The organism is Prevotella pectinovora (assembly GCF_041323955.1).
GTDB classification, from domain to species: Bacteria; Bacteroidota; Bacteroidia; order Bacteroidales; family Bacteroidaceae; genus Prevotella; species Prevotella pectinovora.
The window spans coordinates 2,387,431-2,403,599 of record NZ_JBGLIV010000001.1 but is presented as its reverse complement, the minus strand read 5'-3'; the positions used below and the strand labels follow the sequence as shown (position 1 = coordinate 2,403,599).

Annotated in this window: 11 protein-coding genes; 7 read left to right on the top strand and 4 right to left on the bottom strand. The window is 46.5% G+C overall.

Going from position 1 to position 16,169, the window contains the following annotated elements; all coding sequences use genetic code 11:
- Positions 1-35: 35 nt before the first annotated feature.
- Positions 36-2,066: a protein-disulfide reductase DsbD family protein gene (locus tag ACDC99_RS09425; protein ID WP_022317578.1), complete on the top strand. Its 2,031-nt coding sequence runs from the start codon at positions 36-38 to the stop codon at positions 2,064-2,066.
- A 143-nt stretch (positions 2,067-2,209) separates the two neighbouring features.
- A complete protein-coding gene (locus ACDC99_RS09420) occupies positions 2,210-3,499 on the top strand; it encodes a M18 family aminopeptidase (protein WP_044080771.1) in 1,290 nt (429 codons plus the stop codon).
- Between the two features lie 170 nt (positions 3,500-3,669).
- Here the strand turns inward: ACDC99_RS09420 and ACDC99_RS09415 are convergent, their stop codons facing one another.
- Both ACDC99_RS09415 and ACDC99_RS09410 read right to left on the bottom strand, forming a co-directional pair.
- A complete protein-coding gene (locus tag ACDC99_RS09415; protein WP_308007239.1) occupies positions 3,670-5,016 on the bottom strand; it encodes a leucine-rich repeat domain-containing protein in 1,347 nt (448 codons plus the stop codon).
- A 190-nt stretch (positions 5,017-5,206) separates the two neighbouring features.
- Complete coding sequence (locus ACDC99_RS09410) at positions 5,207-7,858, bottom strand: C13 family peptidase (RefSeq protein WP_308007238.1); 2,652 nt, start codon at positions 7,856-7,858, stop codon at positions 5,207-5,209.
- A gap of 446 nt (positions 7,859-8,304) precedes the next feature.
- Here ACDC99_RS09410 and kdsA point away from each other — a divergent pair, with 446 nt between their 5' ends.
- Positions 8,305-9,087: a 3-deoxy-8-phosphooctulonate synthase gene (gene kdsA, locus ACDC99_RS09405; protein WP_262503257.1), complete on the top strand. Its 783-nt coding sequence runs from the start codon at positions 8,305-8,307 to the stop codon at positions 9,085-9,087.
- 61 nt (positions 9,088-9,148) lie between these two features.
- Positions 9,149-10,096, top strand: a complete 948-nt coding sequence (locus ACDC99_RS09400) for a KpsF/GutQ family sugar-phosphate isomerase (RefSeq protein ID WP_042520191.1) — start codon at positions 9,149-9,151, stop codon at positions 10,094-10,096.
- 100 nt (positions 10,097-10,196) lie between these two features.
- Here the strand turns inward: ACDC99_RS09400 and ACDC99_RS09395 are convergent, their stop codons facing one another.
- Positions 10,197-10,985, bottom strand: coding sequence for a leucine-rich repeat domain-containing protein (locus ACDC99_RS09395; RefSeq protein ID WP_370756637.1), 789 nt, complete (start codon positions 10,983-10,985; stop codon positions 10,197-10,199).
- A gap of 124 nt (positions 10,986-11,109) precedes the next feature.
- The gene (locus ACDC99_RS09390) at positions 11,110-11,496 is read right to left on the bottom strand and encodes an A1S_2505 family phage non-structural protein (protein WP_042520236.1); all 387 of its coding nucleotides are present in this window, start codon (positions 11,494-11,496) and stop codon (positions 11,110-11,112) included.
- Positions 11,497-12,520: 1,024 nt separating this feature from the next.
- Between ACDC99_RS09390 and ACDC99_RS09385 the strand changes: the two genes are divergently transcribed.
- The 3 genes from ACDC99_RS09385 (at position 12,521) to ACDC99_RS09375 (ending at position 16,115) form a co-directional block, all read left to right on the top strand.
- A complete protein-coding gene (locus ACDC99_RS09385) occupies positions 12,521-13,336 on the top strand; it encodes a vWA domain-containing protein (RefSeq protein ID WP_022317571.1) in 816 nt (271 codons plus the stop codon).
- Between the two features lie 514 nt (positions 13,337-13,850).
- Positions 13,851-15,185 (top strand): site-specific integrase, encoded by a 1,335-nt coding sequence (locus ACDC99_RS09380; protein ID WP_370756636.1) that lies wholly within the window; start codon positions 13,851-13,853, stop codon positions 15,183-15,185.
- A 3-nt stretch (positions 15,186-15,188) separates the two neighbouring features.
- Positions 15,189-16,115 carry a DUF6043 family protein gene (locus tag ACDC99_RS09375; RefSeq protein WP_370756635.1) on the top strand — a complete coding sequence of 309 codons (927 nt, stop codon included), beginning with the start codon at positions 15,189-15,191 and terminating at the stop codon, positions 16,113-16,115.
- The last annotated feature ends 54 nt before the right edge of the window (positions 16,116-16,169 follow it).

Here is a 16,169-nt window from a genome sequence, read left to right as displayed (position 1 = left end):
AAGAAAAATAAAAATAAAAAAACAATAAAGTAATAATGAAAAGTTCAGTAATCAAAAGAATGTTTACGACTTCGCTCATGATGCTTATGGCTATCATGCTGTGGGCACAAGGAAGTCCAGTACATTTCACAGTTAGTCAGAAGCAGGTTTCTGACACCGAAATCGATGTGGTCTTCAAGGGTAAGATCGCCAAGGGCTGGCATGTATATGCCCCCAACATCCCTGCTGACGGACCAATCCCTGCCACTATGCACACCGAGAAGGCTGAGGGCGTGAAGGCTGTAGGCAAGCTCAAGGCCCAGGGCAGGGAAATCAAGGAGTACGACCAGATTTTCGGTATGCAGCTTCGCTATTATGAGAACAGCGTTACCTTCGTGCAGCGCTATAAGATTACGGGCAAGACATACTCTGTGAAGGGTTATCTGGAGTATGGCGCCTGCAACGACTCTGGCTGTATGCCTCCAACCTCTGTGGAGTTCTCATACAAGGGCAACGGTCCTGCCGATGCTCCTGAGGCTCAGGAGGAAGCTACAGAGGAGGCTGCCGCTGCCGACACTGCAGCCGTGGCACCGGCCGGCGAGGCTGTTGAGGCTGACTCGGCATCCGTAGTTGCCGACGGCGACCTCTGGAAACCGGTTATCAATGAGCTGAAGGCATATCAGGAAGGTGGCAACGCAAGCCACTCTCTCTTCTATATCCTCATCATGGGCTTCGTGGGCGGTCTGCTCGCAGTGCTCATGCCATGTATCTGGCCTATCATCCCAATGACCGTAAGCTTCTTCATGAAGCGCAACAAGGACAAGAAGAAGGGTATCCGCGACGCCGTTACCTATGGCGTTTCCATCATCGTGATCTACGTGTTGCTCGGCTTCCTTATCACTCTTATTTCGGGTGGTAACGGACTGAACAGTCTTTCTACCAACGCCGTGTTCAACATCATCATCTTCCTCGTGCTCGTTGTATTCGCAGTGTCATTCTTCGGATGGTTCGAGCTTGAGCTGCCTTCTAAGTGGACAAATTCCGTAGACAACAAGGCTTCTGCAACAACAGGTCTCGTGTCTATCTTCCTCATGGCGTTCACCCTCGTGCTCGTGTCATTCTCTTGCACCGCACCTATCATCGGACTGCTCCTCGCTGAGTTCTCTACATCGGGTAACATCGCCGCTCCGGCAGTCGGTATGCTTGGCTTCTCTATTGCCCTCGCATTGCCGTTCACACTCTTTGCCATGTTCCCGGCATGGCTCAAGTCAGCTCCTAAGTCTGGCTCTTGGATGAACACACTGAAGGTGAGCCTCGGTTTCGTGGAGCTCGCATTCTCTCTGAAGTTCCTCTCTGTTGCCGACCTCGCTTACGGATGGCACATCCTCGACCGTGAGACATTCCTCGCTCTCTGGATAGCTATCTTCTTCCTCTTGGGTCTCTACCTCATCGGCAAGCTCAAGTTCCAGAGCGACGTGATGCTCGGTGAGCCAAAGCCAATGCCAGTGCCTTGCGTGATGCTCGGTCTTGTTTCTCTGGCATTCGCCGTATATATGATTCCTGGTCTCTGGGGTGCTCCTTGTAAGGCTGTCAGCGCCTTCGCACCGCCGATGAACACACAGGACTTCAACCTCAATACCAACGAGGTGAAACCTAAGTACACTTCTTATGAAGAGGGTGTAGCTGCCGCTGCAGCACAGGGCAAGCCTATCCTCATCGACTTCACCGGCTTCGGTTGTGTGAACTGCCGTAAGATGGAGGCTGCCGTATGGACAGACCCACGCGTTGCCGACAAACTCAACAACGACTATGTGCTCATCTCTCTCTATGTTGACGACAAGCAGCCGCTGGCCAAGCCTATCGAGGTGACCGTGAACGGACAGAAGCGCACTCTGCGTACTGTCGGTGACAAGTGGAGCTATCTGCAGCAGAGCAAGTTCGGTGCTCTCGCACAGCCATACTACGTGACCCTCGGTCCTGACGGTATGCCTCTCTCTCGTCCATTCTCATTCAAGGAAGACGTGTCAGACTATCTGAACTTCCTCCAGGAGGGCTTGGACAATTATAGAAGCAAGCAGAACGACTGATAAGCAAATACAAAGAAAGGGACAGCCGGATGATGCATCGTCACGTCGGGCATGTCCCTTTCTTGTTATATATAATATGGTGTGAATGAGGCGTCTGTCATTCTCCGACGTGCCTTGATTGTATAACTTAAAAACAAAGTACTATGATAAAAGACCTTCTCGCATTTCTCGATGCATCGCCAGTGAATTTCCTCGCAGTGAAGACCCTCAAGGAGCGTCTTGCCGCTGCCGGTTTCAAAGAGATGGATTCCACTGCTCCCATAGGCACCATTGAGCCAGGCGACCAGCTGTTCTTCACCAAGAACGACTCCTCGCTCTATGCCGTCCGCATAGGCAGGCAGACTATCGCCGATGCGGGATTCCATCTGATATGCGCCCATTGCGACTCGCCCACCTTCCGTATCAAGCCGAATCCGGAAATGGTATGTGAGGGAGGCATCACGAAACTCAACACCGAGGTATATGGTGGACCTATCATGAGCACATGGTTCGACCGTCCGCTGAGCCTCGCCGGAAGAGTCATCCTGCGCACCGGCAATCCGCTGCAGCCGGAAACCCGTCTGCTGCATGTGAAGCGACCATTGCTGCAGATTACCAATATCGCCATCCACTTCAACCGTCAGGTAAACGACGGTGTGAAACTGAGCAAGCAGAAAGACATGCTCCCGCTGCTCGGCATCGTGAACGACCAGCTTGAGGCTGGCAACATGCTGATGAACGTCATCACCGGCGAACTCGGTGTAAAGGCGCAGGATATCCTCGACTTCGACCTCTATCTCTACGACACTGCTCCTGCCAGCACCTTCGGCGTGCATGACGAGTTTATCTCTGCCGGCAGACTCGACGACCTGAGCATGGTTCATGCCGGACTCATGGCGTTGATGATGAGTGGCGGTGTGCCGGAGACTACACAGGTGCTTGCCGTATTCGACAATGAGGAGACGGGCAGCCAGACAAAGCAGGGAGCCGGCAGCCCGTTCCTGAGCAGTCTGTTGCAGCGTCTGGTGTTCGCACAGGGTGGCCAAATGTCGGATTTCTACCGCAGCGTGGAGAAGTCGTTCATGATTTCTGCCGACAATGCCCATGCCTGGCATCCTAACTATCCTGAGAAGTTCGACCCTACCAACCATCCTATGCTTGGCGGTGGTCCATGCATCAAGTTCAATGCAGCCCAGAAGTATGCCAGCGACGCCGTTTCGGCAGCCATCTTCACAGGCATTTGTGAGAAAGCCGGTGTGCCATGCCAGCGCTTCGTCAACCATAGCGACGTGGCAGGCGGCAGCACCCTCGGCAATATCCTTGCTTCATCATTGCCTCTGCGTGGCGTAGACATGGGTAACCCTGTCCTCGGCATGCACTCCGTGCGTGAGACGGGTTCTGTGGCAGACCATGAATACTGCATCAAGGCATTCACGGAGTTCTATAAACTGTGATTTGCAGAGCGTAGACCTGCATAACCCCCAAAATGCGGTCATCAGGTCGTTCAACGTAATACCCAAAACGGTCATCCCTCTTTGCTGTATTTGCAATGTGGGATGACCGCTATCGTTTCTAATATGTCGTTATAGCCTTTTGGCCTTCAAATGATAACTGAAAGTCTTTCTTAATGGCTGTTGTTGTCAGTAATTACTTTCTTGCCGTTGATGATATATACTTTTCCTTTTTCGGTAGTTGTCACTTTTCTGCCGCTCAGGTCATAAATGCCTTGCTTGGATTCCTGCTGCTCTATATTGATGTCATTTATAGTTGAAGTCGGGAAATCGTCTGTTTCTATGAAATTCGTAAAATAATCCCAACCCTTGGCATTGCGGTATTTCTCGGCTGTACCAGTAGGTACATATACCGGGATGTCATTAGGAGTACCTGGATAGAAAGGCGTTGCTCCTGAATTCATATTGACTTTGCATACTGGCGGCTCGGCAGCCATGCTGTAGATGCGTTTTATATTTGTCCAATTTGTGCAGCTTTCAGCTCCAAGGGTCTTCAAGGATGCGGGGAAAACAATTTCTTCTAATGCATTACATTCGCTAAACGCCTGATCTTCAATTTCTTCCAATCCTGCAGGTAATTCCAATTTCTGTAAATTATAACATTCGTTGAATGCACCACTCTTGATGACCTTGACATCAGATGGTATGCTGAAATCTTTCAATTCTATACAACACTCAAGAAATCGAGGAGGGATGTATGTCATTTCTTCGGGCAAAGATATTTTTTCCAGTTTGAAATTATATCCAAACTGTGATTCGCCTGACCAGATAATATTCGGATTCGAGATGACCACCTCTTTAAGCCGACAACCCCTAAACGCCTCATTCCCGATTTCCTCCAATCCTTCAGGGAAGTTTATAGATGTTATTTTAGATAAATAAAAGGCTAATGCCCCTATTTCTTTGATTGTGGAAGGCAACACGACGCTGCCTTTCAATTCTGAGCAGTTTATAAATGCCCGCTCTTCTAACTTTTCGAAGCCTTCGGGAAACACCAGAGGGTTGGTCTTCAATAACCAACAATTCTCGAAAGCAGAACTTTCTATGCGTTGGAGACTGGTTGGAATGTTAATGTCCTCTAAATTATCCACAAAATTAAAAGCGCTCTGACCTATTACTTTCAATCCTTCAGGGAAAATGATTCTTCTTAGGCCTATCGAGTATATAAATCCATCAATCACTTGTTCTTTTGGACGGCAAAAAGCCCATTCCGGTATTACGCCATTAATAATTTCGGCGTTTTCCAAATTGATGACGGATAGCCTGCCATAGAATGTCCCACTCCAGAGGGTGTAGAAATCCGTATCGTTGATAGGGCCGTTTACTATCAATGAATCCACATTGTTTATATCGTCACCAACCTTTTCTGCCAGTTGACCGGCGGCGGTAGTCGTGACGTTCAGATATACAGGCTGTTCTCGAACTTCATCGGCATTGTTCGACCTAAAAGGATACCTCATAGACAATCTGTTGGCAACGTCAGCTTGTCTTATGCAGAGAGGAATCGTGTCGTTAGATATGCTATGTGCTGATAGTGAGCAAATTAGCAAAAAGAATAAATAAAATAAACGCATAATTATTATTATTTTAATTTGTAATATATGAAATCATATTGACTATGGAAACGCTATGATTTCCTTCTTGTCACAACTATTCAATTTCGATTTTTTGTCGATCAACCACATTTTCATTTACGCTAAAGGAAACGACATATATTCCCTTTTTAAGATTAGAACCGTCCAATGTCATAGTGGCATTCCCTTCTTGTACCATCTCGTTTATTTTAGTGGTGCCGTCAATTGTAGAAGTTACTAATATTGCCGCATTCTTAGGTGCATTGCCTTTCAAATTAATGAAAATGGTTTTGTCCTTTGCTGATGCAGATTTTATTCCGATGTTGCTACTTAAAGATATGTTTTCTGTCACAACATTCCCGTCGTCCATCATGGCAGCAACTGTGAAAGTGTTTCCGTTTTCTAATGGCGTTACTTCAATGGTTTTGTTGTTTCCTAAAGTTTCACCTCTTCCATCAATCCATTTCAGATTAGTAAATTCTTTATAATTTTCAACTTCAAGCAGGTATTTCCCGTCATTTTGTGGAGTTGACATTACTACAGGAGTAACAGGCATACTTGTTGGGACTGTTGGCGATTCGACGATAAACGTTTCTCCGCCTATAATATTCCCATCCATGTCTTTCTGAACCAGATCAAGTGTGTACGTAGAACTGCCTATTTCATACCGGTTAAAATCGAATTTTAGTTGAATCACATCAAATTCATTTGCCTTAAGAGACAAATTTAGGATCTTGCTCTGTGGAGATACAAACTTCACTTTTCGCGGACTCGACGTATTGGTTTGCCTTATATCTTGAGATTGAAATCCTCCTCGTTCCCAAGCGTCATATATCTTTTGGCTCATCGTTATTTCTACTTTCGCTCTATTATATATAGTTGAGTCAGCGTGGGTTGCAGGAATAAGTTCTAGCGTGTACGCTTTGTCTACGGGGTGCACATTCCTCACATATACCTTAAACGTCTTCTCAACGTCTTCTTTCCGAATGATTGTCACGTTCTTCTGAGCTTGGTCGTTGTTTCCAAGCAAGTCGAAATAAGTTTTACCTTTTTCATATCCGTCATCGTATGAGGTATCCATTATTCTAGCCAATAGACAATAATGAGAGTCGTCGTCTGGCTCTTTGGACATGATTACAGGTAGTGCCCAACTAATGCAGAGGTCTTTATAATCCCCTGCTTTGATTGTGCCGATATTTTGAGGTTCCATATAATGGCCAGTCACATATTCGCCATTGTATAATTCGCGCCCCTTCCAAGCTTTTGCCGTTAATCCTGTAGATGCTTTCGCCCAATATACCAAGAGCCATTTGTTATTGGTATTGAAATCTTCTTTGCCCCTATTGTGAATGCGGACATATACAAATGCTGCAGGGTGGTCTGAAGAATATTCTGGATTTTGATGCTCGTATATGCTGTCTTTTTTATTTCGTACCCAAATTGAAGGGCTCTTCCAAAATTCCTTAGTAGTCAAGTTGGGTTCTTTGCCTGTATCTTCAGGGTTGTCTTTAATATATAAGTCTACAGATGGAGCCAGATGGTTAAATGCCAAATCTTCTCCTACGGAAACAGGCGTGGAGACATACATAGGATGTTCTGCAGGTCGCCTGTCATTGGCTCTTGCATAATTGAAAGCTTCTTCCATGGTTACTCTACCATTGTTGTCAACGTCTGACTGTATGTGGGCATTATCATGGGTCGCTTCATTTACTGCGCAGGTCCATTGATATACGAACTCATCGTAAGGGATGTCTTTGCAAGACCATGACGACTCGCTTCCTTTTGAGGCTGCCGCCACGACGCATCCCACTTTTGTTAAATTATCATTGAAACCGCCGGCAAAACATTGTCCAAGGACAACGTTGACATTAACGAGCTTAGAAGTAAACGGTTCAAGCAATGATGCTAATTCGTAATCGTATAGTCTTTCATTGTTCCACAAACAAATATAAGATATGCTTTTCTTGTCATCCGTTCCGCCATGGTCTATAACATATAGGAACAGATGATCGTCTTTCCTTAGTTTGCTGCTTAAAAGATCAAGGGTCTTTCTTACGTTTTCTTTTGATGCGGCAAGCTTGATTTCGTCTACGCCATCATTGTCAAGGTCGAGTGGTTGAGACAGGTAAGTTCCAGATATGGATCTCATGTCTGCTGCAGGATTGTTACCGTCAGACATTATGGGGTATACATTTTCTTTTGGTACACCATATTTGTTTACCAATGTTTGGTAAATAAAAGAACAGTCATTCCAGTAGCGCTCATAGTTGGTATTCATATTTCCGCCACCGCTTATAATGATGGCATAAGTTCTTTGTGCAACCTCGGGAACTTCGTTTGTGGAATTGCTCTTTTTAACTTGAGGTTTTAAATTCACATTGTTTCCGTACCTGTTCTTTACAAGAAGTGGTGTGAACTTGTCATTTGGAGGCATGCTCATTCGCTTAATGTTAGGTACGATCTCATCGATGCTGCCACATGTTGACTTTGGAATGCCCAAAATGAAACAGTCGTGTTCCCAACCTTTCATAGGTTCTGCATCCACAAAGATTATCCATACGGCTGAATTCATGTCCTTGTTGATGTAATAATCAACATCTTTACCTGTAAATTGTTTTTGGGCAATGTACAGTGCTTCTTTTTCGGAAACTCTGCGATAGCTCTGAGCAAATGTTGCCGTGGAAAAGCTACAGATAAATAATAATAAATAAAATAGTACTTTTTTCATGATGTAAAAAATTAGGTTCGTACTATGTTAATTAACACTTTGTTGCTTACAAGCTATTATGTATTGCAAATATATATATAATTTATTCTGATAGATAAAATAAGTAAGATAATATGTTTAGTTTATAAAATATTAACATTTAGAATATGCTGTGCTCGTAAACAACTGTTAAGAATTACACCAATCTCACCTTATTGCGATAATAGGTCGTTAATGATTATTGCTGACATGGCAAGCCTTCTAAACAGATGTTCATATATGTTCATGTGATTTTTAGTTTCTGTATCGGATGGGCTAAAGGAATATAGTGGCCAAAGATTTTCAGGAAAATCCTTTGCTGCTTGGAGTTGATGTGTTATATTTGCCGTGAAATTGAGAAATATGCTTTTTTGCGTCCTTGTAGTCCGTTGAGGTGAGGGCGGGAGAAGGCAGGGATTGTTATAATTATTAGAAACAAAACTTATCATCAACAAATGGATCCAATATTTATCACCGGACCATGTGTCATAGAGTCGGCAGAATTGCTCGACACCATAGCGGCAGAGATAAAGCGACTAAGCGACCTGACGGGCCGCACATTCTATTTCAAGGCATCCTTCGACAAGGCAAACCGCACGTCGATACACTCCTTCCGCGGCCCGGGACTGGAACGCGGACTGCAGATGCTTGCCGACGTGAGAGAGAAATACCATCTGCCGCTGCTCACCGATATCCATGAGAGCTGGCAGGCAAAGGCAGCCGGAGAGGTGGTGGACGTGTTGCAGATTCCTGCATTCCTGTGCCGCCAGACCGACCTCCTCGTAGAGGCAGCACGCACCGGACGCACGGTGAACATCAAGAAGGCGCAGTTTCTTTCTGGCGAAGACATGCGCTATCCCGTGGAGAAATGCCGTGAGGCAGGTGCCAAGGAGGTGTGGCTTACCGAGAGAGGCAACAGCTTCGGATACAATAATCTTGTGGTGGACTTCCGCAATCTGCCAGCCATGTCGCAGTATGCCGACCGCGTGGTGATGGACTGCACACACAGCGTGCAGCGGCCAGGAGGAGCCGGCGGAAAGACTGGCGGCGACCGTCAGTATGTGCCGATGATGGCGTTGGCGGCAAAGGCGTTCGGAGCACAGGGATATTTCTTCGAGACGCATCCCGACCCGGACCATGCCCTCAGCGACGGACCGAACATGCTCTATCTGAAAGACCTCGAAGGAGTGGTGAAGAGTCTGCTTGACTAACAGAAACTGCCGTCCCGTCAGTCTGTGCTGATGGGAATAATCGGAAAACAAAAGTAGAATTATGAAATACACACATACAGCAATAAAATGTATCGAGGACGAGTCGAAGGCTCTCCTTGAACTCATACCCAATATCGATGACAATTTCGACAAGGCTGTCGATATCATACTACAGTGTAAGGGAAAGCTCATCGTTACCGGAGTGGGCAAGAGCGGACATATCGGTGCGAAGATTGCCGCTACGCTCTCTTCAACGGGAACGCCGAGCTTCTTCATCAATCCCCTTGATGCCTTCCACGGCGATCTCGGCGTGATACAGGCAGAGGATGTGGTGTTGGCATTGTCTAATTCCGGACAGACCGATGAGCTGCTGCGCTTCCTGCCGTATCTCATCGAACATAAGATCCCTGTTATCGGAATGAGCGGAAACCCGGAGTCGCTGCTCGCCAAATATGCCACTGCCCATCTGAACTCCAGAGTGAGCCGTGAGGCTTGTCCGTTGGGACTCGCTCCCACATCATCCACTACGGCAGCCCTCGCCCTGGGCGACGCCCTGGCATGTGCGCTGATGGTGGCACGCAACTTCAAGGCTACCGATTTCGCACAGTTCCATCCAGGCGGTTCGCTCGGCAGACGACTGCTCACCAGGGCTAAGGACGTGATGCGTTCCGACGACCTGCCTGTAGTAGACCCTCAGACGAAGCTCGGCGAGGCCGTTATACATGTGAGCAACGGCAGACTGGGACTGTGTGTGCCGGTGGTTGACGGCAAGGTGGTGGGTCTCGTCACCGACGGCGACATACGCCGTGCAATGGAGAGCTCGCAGGACAGATTCTTCCAACTCACCGTTGCCGACATCATGACGAAGACGCCGAAGATGGTGTCGCCGGAAATGAAGATTACCGACATAGAACAGGTGCTCCATCAGAACAAGATACACTGTGTTCTCGTGGTTGACGAGGAGAAGCATCTGCTTGGCGTGGTGGATTCATTCCGAACTATGTTGTAGAATTTTTCAGCTATGTATATAAGTACCAAAACGGTCATTAGGTCGACAAGGCCTAATGACCGTTTTGGGATAAAAAGGTTGGTGGAGCAGATGCAAGGTCTTATTTCAGTTTGCTCCGCTCAATCACGTGCACGAAGTCCTGCCAACCTTTCTTCGCCTTGTATTTTCCCACACATCCGTCAGGAACTACGAGCCATGTGTTCTGCAGCACTTCGCGGCAGAAAGCGTTAGGAGCGTCGTGAGGATTCCTGTTGGTTATTGCTATCGCCTTCAGGTTTGGAGTGTCGCTGAATGCACCTTCGCCGATGTTTATCATGTCATCGCCAAGAGTGACATACTCCAACGAGGTGCAGCATCTGAAAGCGTTCTCACCGATAGTGTGCATGTCTTTCGGACAGTCGAAGCGTTTCAGTTTGATGCATCCCCAGAAGCAGGCGTTACCGATGCCCTTGAGGTTGTTGTCGGTATGTATCGATTCAAGCTCCGTACACCATTGAAAGGCACTCATGCCGATGTGGCGCAGCTTGGCAGGACAGGTGAAAGTCTTCAGCGGACATCTGGTGAATGCTTGTGACTCGATGAACTTTATGGCATCGTTTAGCGTTATCGACTCCAGCGAGCAACCGTCGAAGGCACCGCAGGCAATCACCTCTATGGTCCAGTTCGTCAGTCCTCTTGACACATTGTATGGAATCTTGACATGCTTCAGGCCCGGTTCCATACACCGTTGCACGGTGGCCTCTCCCTGGTATGTCAGTGCCGTCTCCGACACCATTCCGTATTGTATCGGTCCGGAGATGAAGTATGGCAGATTGAGGTGGTCTTGCGCCATGGCGGCATTGGTCATGACCATAAAGCAGGTCAGCAGTAGCATCTTCAGTTTCTTCATGATGTTATTGTTTTTTATTGTTCTTGATTATACCTTATCTATTATGCGTTGTCGTTGGTGGAGAGAACGTCCTGTTGTCATCATACTCTGTTATTCCCCAATCGGTCATCAGTCTGTTGTTGGCTTATTCCAGCACATCCCAGAACTCATCGGGCAGCGAGATGTTCTCAATGTCCTTTGCCTCTTCAAACAGTGGGGCGATGTCGTCGGCATCAAATCCCGCTATGCCACAGCCGATGGCAGTGACGAGGAAATGGAGTTCGGGATGCTTACGGGCATATTCCACGAATTCGTCAACGTAGGGCTTGATGGTCTCCGTGCCTCCCTGCATGGTTGGGATGGCATACGACTGTCCCTGCATTCCTACGCCCTGTCCCATTACGGCACCGAAATGCAGTCTCGCCGCACGTGCCGCGCCGCCGGCGTGGATGCCCTGCAGGTTTGAACCGAACACGAATATCTCGTTCGGCTTGAGGGCGGTGATTAGTGATGGTGTGATTCTTCTGTTCATGATATCTGTATTTTGTTCTGATTCCTGTTGCCAGTTGGCGAAGCGTGAGAGTGAAGCTGCTGACATCGGACTTGCCTTGCTGAAGCATGCGTCTGCCGAACTGTCTTCCATGCAGCGTTCCATGACCGGAGCCATGGTGAGACCTTCGCCGTAATTCTCGATTACGTAGGGAGTCACCACTTCCTCCATCATCTTCTTGTATCTCATGTTCACTGCAGCCGGAGTGATGCCGAGCTGTGCCGCCACGTCCTTCTGTTTGAATCCGGCATAAAACACCATGTGGGCTATCTCCTGCATCATGCGGTCGTGGTAGTGTGATGCCACAGCCTCTGCCACTTGCAGCAGCATGCCCTCCTCCTTGTCGGTGGACCGCACATATTCCAACACCACATCGGAAGCCTCTTCAGAGAGATGCTCATACTCCTTGTTGTAAGCCTTCAGTGCATCGAGCACCACGAAATGGAAACCCCTCACCATCCATGTAGACAGTTTGGCCGCTTTCGGTTTCTTGAGCAGAGGTTCGAAATGGTGGGTGAGCAACTGTATGTAGTAGTCGTGGGCGAGTGAATAGAAGTCAAGTCCCGCCTTGCCGTGTAGCTGGTATTTCCTGTCGTATATGCTGTATGCACGCCGGCAGTAGCCATAGAAGTACTCTTTGGTCATATCGCCGTTGAAGGATATGAAGCCGTTTAGTATTATGTCGTCTGGAAGATGAGCCATAAGCTGAATGTTGTTATTGTATGCCGATTTTATTCTCCATGGCAAAGATAATGCAAACCGAAGACAATACAAAACAAGCTTGCTTGTTTTTATTGTTGAGGTGCCGCTTATCTTATTCAAAGATAATGCAAACCGAAGACAATACAAAGCAAGCCTGCTTGTTTTTATTGTTGAGGTGCCGCTTGTCTTATTGAAAGATTCCATTGTTCTTCTGAAAAAACTTATTATTTTCCGTTTCTTGCTTAATTTTTTTCTGAAATGGTCTTATAAATAGAAAAGAAGTAAACAATTAAACATTACCATTATGAAAAAGATTTTCAATACAAAGAAAGAAACTACTATCGTAGAGAACACGACTACAACTATCGGTGGCGCAGACGAGAAGGGTATGAAAGACATCGCTCCCAAGAAGGTGGGAATGCTCGATATGGTGATTGCCTTCGACACCACCGGTTCGATGGCGGCATATATCGACGACGTGCGCCGTCAGGTGGCCGACCTTATTCCACGACTCTTCAAGGACAATGACGACCTGCGTCTCGGCATTGTGGCTTTCGGCGACTATTGCGACATGAACGGCAAGAATGATTTCGGCGACGCCTATCAGTGTCTGCCGCTTACGCGGAATGAGAACAGCATCATAAAGTTTATAAAGAATACCAAGGATACCTGCGGCGGCGACGGCGACGAGTTCTACGAGCTGGTGATAAAGAAGATAGTGGAGGAGACTTCGTGGCGCCATGGTTCCACACGCAGCATCCTGCTCATCTCCGACGCCGAACCCCACGAACTGGGCTACACCTATAAGAATTATGTGGTGCGCAACCAGATTGACTGGCGCCATGAGGCAAAGAAGGCATCGAAGCGCCGCATCAAGATCGACACCGTGTCTATCAATCCGTTGCCGTGGTATAAGGAACTGTCGGCGATGACGAACGGAGTCAACGTGCCCTTCTCGTCGAGCAGCTATACGGCAGACCTCATCGTTGCCGGCACCATGGCACGCGGTTCCAGCAAGCAGCGCAAGGAGTTTGACAGCCTGGCAATGAAGGCAAGTGTGTGCTGTCCAGACATGGCATCGGTATACGAATGCTACCGTGAGGAAAGAGAAGACGAATAGTCGTTTGGAAAGTTGCTTCAATCTGTCATCAGTTTAACACCGCATTTACGGTCTGATGGCTTTTTGTGAAAATATTAGTTCAGCGGTTTCAGAATCATGACATTACATTACATGTTCTGAAGCCGCTTGCTCTTTTTTTTGTTATGCAATTTTTTGTCTTCTTGTACTCATAAAAGTGTCGCACAAAATTAATTCGCCAACGGGTGTCAATAGGATATGAGTAATCAAAGGGAGGCAACAAAAAAAGGAGAGAAGCAAGCTTCTCTCCTTTCAGTACCCAGAGCCGCATTTGAATATTCTGAAATCGATTAAAGGGGATGAAAATGGAAATCATTCAAATTCGCTTAATACACATTGATTTCCAACAATTTACGCTATACTTATAAATTTAATCGCATTTAGTCAGTTTGCGAGATATTTAGCAGATGTGGGGAAAATGTGGGGAAAATCTTTGGTGGTACCCAGAAAAAGTATTACCTCTGTCCCCAGATTTCCCCACCATCAATAAAGAAGTATGAAAGTTACGTTCATTATCAAAAAGTCAGCAAAGCGTTATGACACGGAATCGACTGCCACCATATACCTGCGCCTAAGGGATGGCAGGCGATTAGACTCCGTTGCTCAAACTGCACTTTCCATTAACCCCAACTTATGGGATGAAAAGAATGAATGCGTCAAGTCAAAGGCTGTTTGTGACCCCAAACTTCGCTCTGAGACCAATGAGGAACTGCGTAAACTCAAAGGCTTCATCGAGAAGGAATACAACCGAGACAAGGATAATCTGGATAAGGACTGGTTGAAGGCAGCTCTTGTCAGATACTATAATCCCGATAAGTTTACGCCCGAAGGAGAAAAGAAACAGACCTTTGAGCAACTTTTTGATGAGTTTCTGGAGAAGCACCGCCTTTCTGAAGTTCGCAAAAAGAATTTCAAGGTTGTCAAACGCTCCATGCTCCGATACGAACTTTATGTTAGGAAGGTTAAGCGGAACAAGAAAGACTTTGTGCTTGATGTGAATGATGTCACCAAAGAGACGCTGGCTGACATGTGGGACTTCTTTGAGAACGAATATAAGTACTTTGAGAAATATCCTCAAATCTACGAAGATATTCCTGAAAAGCGAACGCCACAACCCAGAGGCAAGAATACGCTGATAGATTGCTTCTCGCGAATCAGAACTTTCTTTTTATGGTGCTACGAGAATGACAAAACTACCAATCGTCCATTTGACAAGTTCCCCATTGAGGAGTGCAAGTATGGTACACCTATTTATATTTCATTAGAAGAAAGGGAAAAAATATGGAATGCAGACCTGTCTGCCCGGCCACAACTTGCCATCCAACGTGACATCTTCATCTTTCAGTCGCTCATAGGTTGTCGTGTGAGCGACCTCTATAGGATGACTAAGCAGAACGTTGTCAATGGTGCTGTTGAGTATATACCAAAGAAGACAAAAGAAGGTCGTCCTTTAACGGTTCGTGTTCCGCTAAACGAAAAAGCGAAAGAAATCCTCAAGCGCTATAAGGACTATGATGGACCAAGACTGCTTCCCTTCATTTCAGAACAGAAATACAATACGGCCATCAAAGAGTTTTTCAAACTTGCAGGCATTGATAGGATTGTCACCACGTTAGACCCTCTGACACGAGAAGAGGTGAAACGCCCCATACACGAAGTTGCCAGTAGCCACATGGCACGAAGGACTTTCATCGGTAACATTTATAGAAAGGTAAAGGACCCCAATCTCGTTTCAGCCCTGTCTGGTCATAAAGAAGGCAGCAAGGCTTTCCAGAGATATAGAGATATTGATGAGGAAATGAAAAAAGACTTGGTTAAATTATTGGATTAGACTATGGCTAAGCAAGATTTTGAGCAATTCAAGCAGGAAATAAAGAACTGGCTTGACAACCATCTCGATGAATACGATGCCTTCGTGGAAGACATCAATAGCAAGTCATACCAGAGTATTCAACAGGTATACTCTCTGGCGATGCGATTGGCACCCAAGCTGATGAAAAAGGCAAGGAGTGAGTTTCATGGTGACATAACTCCCCAAGAGAAAGACTTTGAAACGTTTGTCGCAGACGAAGGTACTGCATCCAAGTTAGTCGATGAGTTTCATAACGTGGAATCCTCATCGATTGTTCCCTGTCTCTTAGCATGGCTTTATTATGGCAAGTGCTATGAAACAATGGTGGAACGTCTGGAGACAGAAATCGCTGATCCTAAATGTGGTAAGGCAGAGCGATGGATATACAAGGTTATGATTAAGTTCGTCATCAAAGGAAGTATCAGGAACAAGATGCGAACCAAGGAAGACTGGGCCCTCTTTAAGGCAGACAAAGAAGCTATGAGAAATGGAAATGTGGCTGATGATGTTATCGAGGAAGTGAAGAGTACAAGTCCATTAGTCGAAAAGGCAGACATTGCAACGCCAAAGATTTCATTCGAGGATTACCTTCTTTGCTCAAACAAGGAAGAGGTGATAGACCGCATCAAAGCCATACTCGCTTTCAGGCATACTGCCCCAGATATGTCGTATCTCTATGCTGCATTGCAGGAACTCGGTTTCCTTGATAGGTGTAATGCTACAACCTTCCACAAATTACTTCAAGAACTTGTCCCAACAATAGACTTGAAAGGAACAAGGAATTTCCAGATTGCGTTTCGCAAAATCTTTGATGAGGCAGGGGACTTGCTATTGCCTACAAACCTTGAACGGAAGTACATTGATGACTTCAAAAAGAAGTTGCAATCAACGGATAATTCTGCTCAATAATCCGAATATTTGAGCACGTCTTCAATGTTTTTCAGTCCAAATCGATTTCTTGTA

Excerpts from the sequence above, each read along its gene's own strand:
- ACDC99_RS09425 (WP_022317578.1), top strand. The coding sequence starts at position 36 with ATGAAAAGTTCAGTAATCAAAAGAATGTTTACGACTTCGCTCATGATG.
- ACDC99_RS09420 (WP_044080771.1), top strand. The coding sequence starts at position 2,210 with ATGATAAAAGACCTTCTCGCATTTCTCGATGCATCGCCAGTGAATTTC.
- ACDC99_RS09415 (WP_308007239.1), bottom strand. The coding sequence starts at position 5,016 with ATGAGGTATCCTTTTAGGTCGAACAATGCCGATGAAGTTCGAGAACAG.
- ACDC99_RS09410 (WP_308007238.1), bottom strand. The coding sequence starts at position 7,858 with ATGAAAAAAGTACTATTTTATTTATTATTATTTATCTGTAGCTTTTCC.
- ACDC99_RS09400 (WP_042520191.1), top strand. The coding sequence starts at position 9,149 with ATGAAATACACACATACAGCAATAAAATGTATCGAGGACGAGTCGAAG.
- ACDC99_RS09395 (WP_370756637.1), bottom strand. The coding sequence starts at position 10,985 with ATGAAGAAACTGAAGATGCTACTGCTGACCTGCTTTATGGTCATGACC.
- ACDC99_RS09390 (WP_042520236.1), bottom strand. The coding sequence starts at position 11,496 with ATGAACAGAAGAATCACACCATCACTAATCACCGCCCTCAAGCCGAAC.
- ACDC99_RS09385 (WP_022317571.1), top strand. The coding sequence starts at position 12,521 with ATGAAAAAGATTTTCAATACAAAGAAAGAAACTACTATCGTAGAGAAC.
- ACDC99_RS09380 (WP_370756636.1), top strand. The coding sequence starts at position 13,851 with ATGAAAGTTACGTTCATTATCAAAAAGTCAGCAAAGCGTTATGACACG.
- ACDC99_RS09375 (WP_370756635.1), top strand. The coding sequence starts at position 15,189 with ATGGCTAAGCAAGATTTTGAGCAATTCAAGCAGGAAATAAAGAACTGG.